This is a genomic window from Aequorivita sinensis, assembly GCF_006346335.1.
GTDB classification, from domain to species: Bacteria; Bacteroidota; Bacteroidia; order Flavobacteriales; family Flavobacteriaceae; genus Aequorivita; species Aequorivita sinensis.
In genome coordinates, this window is sequence record NZ_VDMC01000015.1 from 46463 (window position 1) to 58817 (window position 12355).

Below are 12355 nucleotides of genomic sequence, written 5' to 3' on the forward strand. Positions count from 1 at the left end.
GAATTATGAAAAATCTACATTACCATATCATCTTGGCTATTTTCTTGTGTTCAACTTCAGTTGTGGCACAATTGGATACTATTCAGCAGTTACCTGAAGTATTGCTTACCGACGCAAAACTTGTACACTTTTCTAAAGGATTCAAGATAGAAAAAGTAAATGATTCGATTGTTGAACGAAACGCTACGTCATTAACTGAAACCCTTACATATAACTCTTTAATCTATTTTAAAGAAAATGGATATGGGATGGTTTCATCTCCTTCCTTTAGAGGAACAAATGCGTCACAAACAGCTGTTATTTGGAATGGAATTAATATAAATTCAATTTTTACAGGTCAAACTGATTTTAATGTGATTTCTCCTTTAAACTACGATGATATATCAATCAGAAGTGGTGGTGGAGGAGTTCAATATGGAAGTGGAGCAGTAGGTGGTAGTATTCATCTAAACAATACTTATACTTTTAAAAAGACAAATAAAACCAATGTAGGATTGCGCTACGGAAGCTTTTCTACGATAGCTGCAAATGCAAATACTACTCAAACTTGGGATAATCATTATCTAAATATAGGTGTAGATTTTTTACGTTCAGAAAATGATTACGACTATGTAGGAAAGGATAAAATGAATAAACACGGGCAGTTTTTACGTTTTTCGGCCAAAGTAAATGAAGCTCGACGTATAAGAAATGGTGTTGTTACTTGGAATTCGGAGTACGTGTATAACGATAGAAACTTTTCAGGTAGCCTTAATACCACAGGAAAGGATGCTTATAAAGATATTACAACGAGAAATTTATGGCAGTTACAAAAACAAATTGGAATCTTTAATACAAAAGCTAGTTTCGCACACCTGTACGAACAGTTTAGGTATATTCCAGATAGTGAAAAATCAAATTACGACAAAGGACAAGCAAACAGCTTTATTGGTGGATTGCAGACAGAAGTGTTATTTAAAAATAATATTCGATTAAACGGAAAAGCTGAATACACTTTATTAAATGGAAACGGTGATAATGTTGGCGATAACTCCCGTAGAACCTTGGCTGCAGTTTTATTGTTAAATCATAAAGTTTCGGATGATTTTAATTATGGATTAAACATTAGAAAAGAGTTTCTAAATGAATATGACAATCCGATTCTGTTTTCAGCAGATGCAAAATATAAGGTTTCCGACTTTTATGCACTTCGAATAAATGGTTCTAAAAATTACAGAATCCCAACATTTAACGACCTTTATTGGTATGCTGGTGGAAATATTGACTTAAAACCAGAAACTTCATATCAAGTAGAACTTGGGCAAGAGATTTCTTCTGGAAAACTAAATGTTGATGTTGCGGCTTATTACATTAAATCTGAGGATTTAATAAAATGGACGCCAAGAAATGGTGGTATTTGGGAACCTGAAAACATAAGTGAAACTAGAAATTTTGGAGCTGAAGTTACTTTTGATTATACTGTGGAAGTAGGTAAATCACAGATTTTAAATTTGAATGCCCACTATTCCTATACTAAAGCTGAGGATTTAAAGAAAGAGAAACAATTAATCTACGTACCTTATCACAAAGCAGCTGGATCAATAACATATAGCTATAAAAAGCTTTCAATTTATTTACAAGGATTGTTTAATGGAGAAGCTTATACAACTACCGATAACAGTGATGTTGTGGATGCGTATTCTTTGTTGAATCTGGGTGCAGATTACGCATTTCCTTTCAATCCGAATATAAAACTAGGCGGTCGAGTAAAAAATGTTTTCAATAAATATTATGAAAATGTAGCCTATAGACCAATGCCTTCACGAAGTATCGAAATATTTTTAAACTTTAATATATAACTAAATGAAAACAATAAAAAGATCACTCTTAATTGCTTTATCAACATTATTTTTTGTCGCTTGTAGTAGTGATGATGACAATCAGCCGGTTTACGAACCTGCTGCATATGAGAATGGGGTTCTAGTTACTAACGAAGGTCCATTTATGAATGGAAGCGGATCAATAACTTATATATCTAATGATTATGCAACTGTTTCACAAAATATTTACAGAACTGTAAATGGTACAGAACTTGGAAATATTGTACAATCAATGGGTTTTAATAACGAAAACGCTTACATAGTAGTAAATAATTCGAATAAAATTATGGTAGCTAACCGTTATAGTTTTGAAGCTATAGACTCTATTACAACAGGTCTTGTTAATCCACGATTTTTTGAAAGTATAGACGGGAATAAGGGATACGTTACAAACTGGGGAGATCCAAACGACAACTCAGACGATTATGTTGCCGTTGTTGATTTGAGAACTAACGAAATTTCTGCAAATATTTCAGTAGCATTTGGACCAGAAAAAATGATTTCTCACAACAATAAAGTATATGTAGCTCACCAAGGAGGTTATGGACAAAATAATTTAATTTCTGTAATTTCTGGAACTTCTGTAGAGAGTACTATTACTGTAGGCGATGTTCCAAATTCGATGGTAGTTAAAGACAACAATCTATATGTACTTTGTGGAGGAATGCCTAGTTATGCAGGAACTGAAACTGCAGGCTCGTTAGTGAAAATAGACCTATCATCGGGTCAGGTTTCAGAAACTTTTGCTTTTGAAACAACACAACACCCAAGTAATTTAACAATTGATGGTGATAACTTATTATACAGCTTAGATGGCAAAGTTTACAAAGTAAATACTTCATCAGTAACATTACCAGGAACAGAAATTATTGATGGATACTTTTATGCACTACAAGCTAATGATGGTAAGCTTTACGCTACCGACGCAGGTGATTTTGCTAGTAAAGGTTCTCTATATATTTATGACCTTTCTACAAATCAACAAATACAAGATTTTCAAACAGGAATAGTTCCTGGTGGAATTTATTTCAACAATTAATTGTTTTTATATAGCCAAAAAGGTCCATTTGATTAGTTTCAAATGGACTTTTTAGTTTAGAAGTGTTTGTTTATTATTTCTTTAAAGGACTAATTATCTTAACATCTTGAAATGCTATCGCACCGCGAATTATACCTGAAATAACGTCGTAAAGAACATTAGTGATTTGCATTTTAAGTTCACTTTTACTGTAAATTAAACTAACCTCACGAGCAGGAGATGGTTCTTTAAAGTATTTTAAATTTTTGGTTTGATTAGGGGAAACATCTAATGTGTGAAGATAGGGTAGAAGTGTCATTCCTAAACCTTCGTCAGCAAGTTTTACAAGCGTTTCAAAACTACCGCTTTCAAGTTGAAATTTTTCGAAGCTACCATTTTTAGAAGCTTTACACAGGTTAATAATACCATCTCTAAAACAATGACCATCTTCTAATAATAATACATCTTCAATGTCTAAATCTTTCGCTTCTATAGTATCCTTAGATGCTAATCGGTGATTTTCTGGGATGTAGGCTACAAACGGCTCGTAATAAATAGGGCGTTCTTTGATTCTTTCCTGTTTTAAAGGAGTTGCAGCAATAGCCGCATCTAAATATCCATCATTAATTTTAGTGATTATTTCATCTGTATTCAACTCCTCGATTTTTAAATGAACCTTTGGATAACGAGTTGAAAATGTTTTTAAAAACATTGGTAACAAGGTTGGCATAACAGTAGGAATAATACCAAGTTTGTAAGAACCACCAATAAAACCCTTTTCCTGATCTACAACATCCTGCATTCGCTCAGATTCATTAACGATATTTCGGGCTTGTTCTACAATTTTTTGACCTACAGAAGTAAGTTCAATCGGCTTTTTTGTACGATCAAAAATTTGAATTTCAAGTTCCTCCTCCAATTTTTGAATCTGCATACTAAGCGTAGGCTGAGTAACAAAGGTTTTTTCGGCGGCCTTTGTAAAATTTTGGCTCTCTGCTACAGCCAAGACATATTTTAATTGAGTGATTGTCATCGTTAACTTTATTTATACAAATATATATCTATTATCAAATATTTCTATTTCCACCTTAAGATAATAGCAGGCTTAGTTATAATGAAGTGAATAAATATTCAAAATTGAAATTATCAATTAAATCATTCCTCGGGCTTTAATCTCTAAATATTTGTTGATAGTATTTACCGTAAGATTTTCAGGTGAAGTTAAAATTGATTGAATTCCGTATTTGTGAAGCTCATTTACAATAAGTTTCTTCTCAAAAATGAATTTTTCGGCAATTGTCTTTTCAAAAATTTGATGCGTGGTTTTTGCTTCTTTATTTAAAAATGATTTTAATTCGGTGTTTTCAAAGAAAATAACTACCAACAGATGCGTTTTGTTTATTGCCTGTAGATACGGCAACTGCCGATGAAGCGCATCCATGGTTTCAAAGTTTGTGTAGAGTAATAAAAGGCTTCGCTGCTTAATGTGTCGCTTTACATCTACATATAAACGAGAAAAATCGCTTTCTGAAAAATCTGTTTCTATATTGTAAAGTGTTTCCAAAATTAAATGCATTTGCGCATTTCTACGTTGGGCTATAACTCTATCACTTACTTTTCTTGAAAAAGTGAACATTCCAGCTTTATCGTGCTTCTTTAATACAATATTAGAAATTACAAGGGTCGAATTTATAGCGTAATCTAATAAGCTTAAATTGTTAAAAGGCATTTTCATTACCCTTCCCTTATCAATTACAGAATAAACTGGCTGTGATTTTTCATCTTGAAATTGATTAACCATTAGATTGTTGCGCTTGGCAGTAGCCTTCCAATTAATGTTTCTTATGTCGTCTCCAATATTATAGTCTTTAATTTGTTCAAATTCCATAGTGTGGCCAATTCTCCTTATTTTTTTAAGGCCAAACAACTTTAGTTTATTGGAAAAAGCTATAAAATCATATTTTTTAAGCTGAAGAAACGACGGGTAATTAGGAACCATACCTTCTGCCGAAAACTGCTGCTTTCGTGCAACTAGTCCTAATACCGATGAAGTAAATACATTCAAGTTTCCGAAGTGATATTCGCCACGCTCTGTAGGTCTAACTTCATAGGTGAAAATTTTCTCTTCAGAAGGATTTAATATCGCTTCAATTTTAAAGTCACGAATCTGCCATTGTACGGGTAATTCATCAATAATTTTAAGTGAAACTTTAAATTGATATCGATTAATAATCTTTATTTCAATCGGATTTTCGTCGCCATTGGAAAGTTTTTCAGGTAAAACTCGGTGAGCTTGAATTCCAATTTTATTTCGATAAAGTAAGAAAATATCAAAAACGACTGCTAGAATAAACAAATAGAAAAACAGCCTAATTACACCAAACAATTCTGGAAAGAAATACGCCCCCACAAACAAAACTGCAAGTGAGAACAGCACGATAAAAAATCGCTGTTGTAAGTATAAGCTTTTAAGGAATTTCTTCAATTTATAAATTTAATCAGGGTTTCTATTTTATTATTTTCATTTTACTTACAAAGGGCATTTTGTGCTAGTAAGATTTAGTAAAATAGTTTTTAAGATTATCTAGGAATTTCAATAGTTTCTATAATCTGTTGCACCACTTTGTCTGCTGTAATTCCTTCCATTTCGCGCTCTGGGGTAAGCATAATTCTATGTCGAAGTACCGATGGAGCGATTTTCTTTATATCGTCTGGAGTAACAAAATCACGCCCGTTAATAGCTGCAAGTGCCTTGGAAGCATTCATAATTGCTAGAGAAGCTCTTGGCGATGCACCTAGATATAAGTTTGAGTTAGAACGCGTATTATCAACGATAGCGGCAATATACTTAAGTAAATTACTCTCGATAATTATTTGCTTAATTGTGTCTTGATACTCGGCGATTTCTTGTGCATCAAGTATGGGTGCAATATTGTCTAAAACCAACTTATCCTTACGACTGTGTTCGTTTTCTAAAATTTGAACTTCTTCTTCTAGACTAGGGTAGGGCACATTTATTTTAAATAGAAAACGGTCTAATTGCGCTTCAGGTAGCGCGTATGTACCTTCTTGCTCTACCGGGTTTTGGGTGGCGAAAACCAAAAAAGGAGGATTCATTTCATACTTTTTTCCGTCCATAGTAACTTGACGTTCTTCCATTACTTCAAAAAGGGCGGCTTGAGTTTTAGCAGGTGCACGGTTTATTTCATCAATTAAAATAATATTGGAAAAAACAGGACCCTTTTTAAATTCAAACTCGTTGGTTTTTACATTGAATATTGAAGTACCTAGAATATCACTAGGCATTAAATCTGGTGTAAACTGAATTCTACTAAAGTCTACCGACATTGTTTTAGCTAAGAGTTTGGCAGTTAAAGTTTTTGCGACTCCTGGCACACCTTCTATTAATGAATGACCGTTGCTAAGTATCGAAATAATTAGCATTTCCAACATATCGTGTTGTCCAACGATTACTTTGCCTAGTTCCGTTTTTATTCTTTCGGTGGCTTCCTGTAAAGTTTTTAAATCAATTCGCGAGTTAAATTCTAACGGATTTTCCTGTGTATCTTCCATAGTTTTACAATCTAAATTCTTCTATTTGTTTGTTTAGCGCAAGCAAGTCGGATTCGCTATGAACAGTTTTTGCTTTTAAGTTTTTAACAAGATGCATCAATTTTTGAGTGTCTTCTAGAGTGTTTCCACTTTTTAAAGCTAATTTCTTGATTAACCCTTCTGTAATGTCATTGGTATTCAAAAAGTATTTTGCTCGAAGTGTTTCTGAAAAGTACTTTATTTTTTTGGCAATTATATCGCTGTAATCTTTATGCTGAAAATATAAATCGGCAATTGTTTTGGTGAATTCTACTGAAGTATTTTCTAGTGGTTCAATCACTTCTACAATGCGCTGTTCACGTTTACCTTTAAAAAGAACGAAAATTATTAACCCGCAAATTAAAACGTAGTATGCCCAAGTAAGGGGTTCCTGATTTAACACAAATCGCATAGGTGAAGTAACTATTTTTCGACCCGACTTTAAATATTCATCTAAAAATATATGCTCTGCTTCAATATACGATATCAAATTTGCAGCGTATTGCTCGTTGTTTTTAAGGAGGTAATAGTTGGTGAAAGCTTCAGGCAAAGTATGAAGTAAAAAAGCACCGTTGCCATATTTTACTTTTATAAAGTTTAAGTCGTCTAATTTATCTTTATTTGAATCATAGTAACCTAAAGCTTTGGTTTTTAAGGTGTCTATTGCTGTAAATGAAGTTTTAAATATTCCCTTTTTAAATTTTGGTAATTGTTTTTCTTTTAAAGAAGGTGAAAAGAATGTTGGAGTAACCTCTTCTTCTAAAACGCTGTAGCTTGTATTTAAATTAATTTTTAATGTATCCTGTAAAATATTCCCATAACTACGTGAAGAAATAAAAACTGTATTTCCTTTTTCAACGTATTTTAATAATATTTGAGTTTGTCTTTTATCAAAGTTCAACTCTTCATTTATAAATATATATGCTGAGTTTTTGTTGTAGGTGCTATCGACTAAAAACGAGTAAGGATCTTTGTCAATATTTTCTATTTCTGAATCTTTAAACAGCGAAGTAGCTTCTTCAAAAAACACAAAACTGCCAAAAGGGATTTTATCTACTGAGGTGTAACTCGGTCTCCAATCGATAGGTTTTGGCCTTACAATTTCTGTAATTAGGATTAACAATAATGTTAGCCCAAATATCCATAGTACTCTTTTTGAACGTTTATCTAGCATTATTTAAGTTTTGATTTAAACGTTCAAAATCTCTTTGGGCACTTAAAAATCCAGTTTTGTTAAGTGCAAACTCTCCATACCAAATATTGTCGTATAGGTAGGATGCTTTTTTAAAATCTTCTTTTAGTCCTTGATTTTCAATCTCTCGGTAATAGTCGCTGTTGGTTTTTTCATAGTGCCAATCGATAATATTATTTTGTGAAAGCAGTTTTAAAGATTTTAAGTACATATATCGGATTGCCAGTCGGTAATTTTCTTCCTGAAGAGCATTTTTTATATAGCTATCAAGATCGACGTTTTCAATATGCTGCTCTTTAATATTTAATGGTGCTATTACTTGCTTTTTTCTACTGAATAATGAAGAAGCATTATTACCAACTAGTAATTTAACAACAATATAAATAGCAAAAAATATCAATAATCCATAGATGAAATTCTTTATAAGCTCGAACATTTCATGTGAAAGTTCAAATCCAAAAATTTCGCCTAGAGTTTTGAAAAACCAATTGATTGCACGGCCTAAATAATTCTCGGCTTCTCCTTCAATTTTATCATAATCAAAATCTCTGCCTGAATATTTATCAGATAAGCCTTCAGAAAATTGCTTTCGGACAACATTTTCATTTTCGACAATTACGGATAGAGAATCTTTTACAAATGCAGTTGCGGCAAATGAATTCAGTAAAAAAAATGATATGAAGATAAGTCTATTCACTTGCTCCAATTTGATCTATACGTTCGCGAGTTGCTTCATTGTAGGTTTCTTCGTGAAGGGAATAATATAAAATACCGTTTATAAATTGAAGCATAGATTGATTAAGTGTATATAATATAAGTACAATAGATAGGGCAATTGTCCAAACCACATTAGCTACAGCCGAATTTGCTAAATCTATACCTGAATCTAGGGAATGAAATGCGTAAACGCTAATTAAAACACCTGGAATAATAAGTACAACCATCATTAGTAAGCTAAGGAGAATACTAATTATTAAATTTGATAATACACATTTCCAGAAATACAGTTTTAATAATTTCCAACCCTCACCAAAGGCATCAGTGACCTCTCGATTGTCGTTAATTAACGCCATAAAAGAAAGTCCACTCCAACTGGTAAAACCTAGAATCATAAGATAATAAGCGAGTGTACCCAATAAAGGGATAAAAGAAATAATTACACCTACGATTACTAGAACTAGATACATCAACATCATTATTACAATGAAGAGTATAATTTTCCCCAGGTTACCTTTTACTACCTCCCAAACTTTTCTTTTTACAACTTCTTTTCCTTTATTTCCTTCATATTGAATAATATAAACAGCGGCTAAACTGTAGTTTAAAATTGCTGTAAGTAGAAATAGAAAAAGGAAACCAAGAGCTCCAAGCGCTATATAGATGTTATAAATTGAAGAGTCAGACCCAATTGTGTTGGATGAAAGACTTCCTACAAAGCCTGTAACCATCAAGTAGCTCACTCCTAAAAAACCAAGAATAAATATTCCATTATAACTAATGAAAATATTTAAAAAGGGTTTAAAGTTCTGTTTAAAAAAATCGAAGTAAGTAGTTATAATTTCACCTACATCTCGTTGTTGTTTAAGCGGTATGTATTTTTTTAGCATTTGTTTTATGTAGGATAATTGGATATATAATGTAATAGTAAATAATCAGAATCAAAGACAAGAAAATAATTGTCAATGCTAACCATACAGGCATATTGCTATAACGTGTAATAAAGCCTTCAATAAATCCAGCTATAATAAAAAAGGGTATGGTGCTAACCACGATTTTAAGTCCGTCTTTTGCACCCTTTAAAAATGAAATTTTCCTCGAATACGTTTTTGGGAAAAGTATGCTATTTCCCATTACCATTCCTGCGCATCCAGCAATAACGATTACAGAAATTTCAATAGTTCCGTGGAGCCAAATGTTTTTTGACGCTTCAAAGAGTAAATCTCGGTTATAGAAAAAAGTAAAAAAAGCTCCTAGCATTACTCCATTGGTAAACAGCACATACGCAGTTCCCACCGAGGTGATAACTCCGAATGCATAAGCCAAAAACGCAACCCGAATATTATTGATGGTTATTCCTAAAAACGTGCCTATCTCGCTTCCGCTTTTGTAAATAGCAGTAGGATCGCCTTTTTCAATATTATTTATTGTTTCGTTTACATAGGAATCCCCGAGGATTAGTCGAACAAAAGAATCGTCGTTTACTGCTGAAATCACTCCAATAGCCGTTGCTACTGCAAATAGTAAAAACGAATAAAATAGCATTCGGTGGTGCTGGTAAAAGAATAAAGGAAACTCGTCCTTCCAAAAACTTACAAGCCGATTTTTGGATTCTTTTTTATTTTTATAAATCTTTTGATGAGCTTGTGAAGCTAATGAATTTAAATACTGAAGTGTTTTGCTATCAGGGTAATATGTCTGCGCATAAGCAAGGTCGTTTGTAAGCTGAATATAGTCGTCGGCAAGCTGATCTGGATTTATTTTTGAATTAAGTGTAATTGCTTTTTCAAATGCAATCCATTTTGCCTTATTTTGCTTGACGAATGCTGCCTCGCGCATCTTTTAATTTTTTGATAAATATAACCACTTGCTTTTAAATGGCAAACCTAGAAATAAATACTTCTCAAAACGTAAATCTAGACTACAAGATTGTAAGTGTAGGTGAGAGGATTCTAGCTTTTATGATAGATATCTTTCTATTTTTTGTGTATTTCTATATTATAGAGTTAATTACAGATGCAATGCATATGGCATTTAGTGATCAATGGACTGTATTTGGGCTACAACAACTATTGTTTTTACCAGTAATGTTTTATTCTTTGTACATGCATATCCTTTTTGATGGTAGAACAGTAGGGAAGATGGCAATGAAAACTAAGGTTGTAAAGGTTGATGGTAGTCCTGCTCATTGGAGTGATTACCTGATTCTATGGATGCTCAGATTGGTGGATTTATGGATATTTTTGGGTTCAATTGGTTTATTATCTATTATTTTTTCAGACAAGCGACAACGAGTTGGAGACCATGCTGCTGGAACTGTCGTGATAAGTACAAAAAATAAAGTAAATATTAGTCATACAATTTTAGAAGAAATTGAGGACAACTATCATCCAAAGTTCTTGAATGTTACTGATCTTACAGATAAGGATGTGAGACTAATAAAAGAAACCTATATTATTGCATTAAAATCTAATGATTTCAATACCTTGAAATTACTTCGAAATAAAGTTGAAAGCGTATTAGGAACTTCATCAGATTTATACGATAAACAGTATATTGATACCGTACTAAAAGATTATAACCACTTTACACAAAACATGTGAGTTTAATATTAGTTTTAGATATAATAGGAACATTGGCCTTTGCAATTTCTGGGGTGCTTACAGCACTTCATAAAAGGCTAGATCCATTTGGGATTTTAATAATTGCTTTCGTTGCAGCCGTAGGTGGGGGAACATTGCGAGACGTTTTAATTGGCGCTCCAATTGCTTGGATGGTAGACTTAACTTATGTGTATGTAATTTTTGGAGCTACAGTTTTTTCAGTAATTTTTAGAAAAAGACTAGGTTATATTCGAAGATCTTTGTTCTTATTCGATACGATAGGGATAGCACTTTATACAATTGTAGGTGTAGAAAAAGGTATAGCTGCAGGTTTTTCTCCAATTATATGTATTTCCTTAGGAACAATGACAGCATGTTTTGGTGGAGTATTGCGAGATATTCTATGTAATGAAATCCCAATCATTTTTAGAAAAGAAATTTACGCAACTGCCTGTATTATAGGAGGGGCTGTTTATTTTATATTGTTGAAAACGGTAATTCCTTTAGACTTTATTGTAATAATATCAGGTTCGATCGTTTTTATAGTTCGTTTGCTGGCAGTATACTTTAGACTTTCATTACCCAACATCTATACAAAGGAAGAGTTGGAGCAGCAATAAGGTTAGGATAAATTAACTTATAGGTATTTGACTCCGTTAGGTAGGGCTTTCGCGGTTTTTATAATTGTATATTTCATTCGAAATTTGAATAAACTCCATTTTTAATTTAATAAACGAGTTCAATACTTGACGTTATTTTTCTTCAAAACTTGGATTTAGTGCCAATTAAAATTTCTTATTAAGAATCCTTGTGGTTGGAATGTTTATAGAAAAATGTTAGAAATGATATTCGACCCCGTTGGGGTCGCGTGATTTTTTTGGAACCTATTATTATAAATATATTATCCCTTTGGGATTTAAATAAACTGCATTTTTTATTGATTAAACGAGTTCAATACTTGACGTTATTTTTCTTCAAAATTTGGGTTTAGTACCAATTAAAATTTCTGATTAAGAACCCTTGGGGTTCTAATGTTTATAGAAATATGGTTAGTAATGGTATCCGACCCCGTTGGGGTCGTATTCTTATGCTTTTACGGAGGTTTATAAATATTTAATCCTTTGGGATTTAAATAAACTGCATTTTTCATTGATTAGATGTGTAAATAGTTGACGTTATTTTTCTTCAAAAATTGGGTTTAGTACCAATTAAAATTTCTGATTAAGAACCCTTGCGGTTCGAATGTTTATAGAAATATGGTTAATAATGGTATCCGACCCCGTTGGGGTCGTATTCTTATGCTTTTACGGAGGTTTATAAATATTTAATCCCTTTGGGATTTAAATAAACTGCATTTTTCATTGATTAGATGTGT

11 protein-coding genes are annotated in these 12355 nt (G+C 32.5%); 4 read left to right on the forward strand and 7 right to left on the reverse strand.

Annotated elements, in window-relative coordinates:
* Positions 1 to 5: 5 nt before the first annotated feature.
* Together FHP04_RS12425 and FHP04_RS12430 are read left to right on the forward strand one after the other, a co-directional pair.
* Positions 6 to 1838: a TonB-dependent receptor gene (locus FHP04_RS12425; protein ID WP_139856461.1), complete on the forward strand. Its 1833-nt coding sequence runs from the start codon at positions 6 to 8 to the stop codon at positions 1836 to 1838.
* Between the two features lie 4 nt (positions 1839 to 1842).
* A complete protein-coding gene (locus FHP04_RS12430) occupies positions 1843 to 2898 on the forward strand; it encodes a DUF5074 domain-containing protein (RefSeq protein ID WP_139856462.1) in 1056 nt (351 codons plus the stop codon).
* A gap of 73 nt (positions 2899 to 2971) precedes the next feature.
* Here FHP04_RS12430 and FHP04_RS12435 read toward each other — a convergent pair whose 3' ends face one another.
* From FHP04_RS12435 to FHP04_RS12465, 7 genes are all read right to left on the reverse strand, one after another.
* Positions 2972 to 3910, reverse strand: coding sequence for a hydrogen peroxide-inducible genes activator (locus FHP04_RS12435; protein ID WP_139856463.1), 939 nt, complete (start codon positions 3908 to 3910; stop codon positions 2972 to 2974).
* A gap of 117 nt (positions 3911 to 4027) precedes the next feature.
* Positions 4028 to 5362 carry a DUF58 domain-containing protein gene (locus tag FHP04_RS12440; protein WP_139856464.1) on the reverse strand — a complete coding sequence of 445 codons (1335 nt, stop codon included), beginning with the start codon at positions 5360 to 5362 and terminating at the stop codon, positions 4028 to 4030.
* A gap of 95 nt (positions 5363 to 5457) precedes the next feature.
* Entirely contained in the window at positions 5458 to 6450 is a 993-nt protein-coding gene (locus FHP04_RS12445) for an AAA family ATPase (RefSeq protein ID WP_139856465.1), read from the reverse strand.
* Between the two features lie 4 nt (positions 6451 to 6454).
* Entirely contained in the window at positions 6455 to 7642 is a 1188-nt protein-coding gene (locus tag FHP04_RS12450) for a DUF4350 domain-containing protein (RefSeq protein WP_139856466.1), read from the reverse strand.
* On the reverse strand, positions 7632 to 8357 hold the full coding sequence (locus FHP04_RS12455) for a hypothetical protein (protein ID WP_139856467.1): 726 nt from the start codon (positions 8355 to 8357) through the stop codon (positions 7632 to 7634). Before FHP04_RS12455 ends, FHP04_RS12450 begins: the two co-directional genes overlap by 11 nt.
* Positions 8350 to 9267, reverse strand: a complete 918-nt coding sequence (locus tag FHP04_RS12460; protein WP_139856468.1) for a hypothetical protein — start codon at positions 9265 to 9267, stop codon at positions 8350 to 8352. The genes FHP04_RS12455 and FHP04_RS12460 overlap by 8 nt, the downstream gene beginning before the upstream one ends.
* On the reverse strand, positions 9242 to 10216 hold the full coding sequence (locus FHP04_RS12465) for a stage II sporulation protein M (protein WP_139856469.1): 975 nt from the start codon (positions 10214 to 10216) through the stop codon (positions 9242 to 9244). Before FHP04_RS12465 ends, FHP04_RS12460 begins: the two co-directional genes overlap by 26 nt.
* Positions 10217 to 10254: 38 nt before the next feature.
* Here FHP04_RS12465 and FHP04_RS12470 point away from each other — a divergent pair, with 38 nt between their 5' ends.
* On the forward strand, positions 10255 to 10980 hold the full coding sequence (locus tag FHP04_RS12470; protein WP_139856470.1) for an RDD family protein: 726 nt from the start codon (positions 10255 to 10257) through the stop codon (positions 10978 to 10980).
* Complete coding sequence (locus FHP04_RS12475) at positions 10977 to 11600, forward strand: trimeric intracellular cation channel family protein (protein ID WP_139856471.1); 624 nt, start codon at positions 10977 to 10979, stop codon at positions 11598 to 11600. Before FHP04_RS12470 ends, FHP04_RS12475 begins: the two co-directional genes overlap by 4 nt.
* Positions 11601 to 12355 lie beyond the last annotated feature (755 nt).

Coding starts and splice junctions, on each gene's coding strand:
- FHP04_RS12425 (WP_139856461.1), top strand. CDS start 6: ATGAAAAATCTACATTACCATATCATCTTGGCTATTTTCTTGTGTTCA.
- FHP04_RS12430 (WP_139856462.1), top strand. CDS start 1,843: ATGAAAACAATAAAAAGATCACTCTTAATTGCTTTATCAACATTATTT.
- FHP04_RS12435 (WP_139856463.1), bottom strand. CDS start 3,910: ATGACAATCACTCAATTAAAATATGTCTTGGCTGTAGCAGAGAGCCAA.
- FHP04_RS12445 (WP_139856465.1), bottom strand. CDS start 6,450: ATGGAAGATACACAGGAAAATCCGTTAGAATTTAACTCGCGAATTGAT.
- FHP04_RS12450 (WP_139856466.1), bottom strand. CDS start 7,642: ATGCTAGATAAACGTTCAAAAAGAGTACTATGGATATTTGGGCTAACA.
- FHP04_RS12460 (WP_139856468.1), bottom strand. CDS start 9,267: ATGCTAAAAAAATACATACCGCTTAAACAACAACGAGATGTAGGTGAA.
- FHP04_RS12465 (WP_139856469.1), bottom strand. CDS start 10,216: ATGCGCGAGGCAGCATTCGTCAAGCAAAATAAGGCAAAATGGATTGCA.
- FHP04_RS12470 (WP_139856470.1), top strand. CDS start 10,255: ATGGCAAACCTAGAAATAAATACTTCTCAAAACGTAAATCTAGACTAC.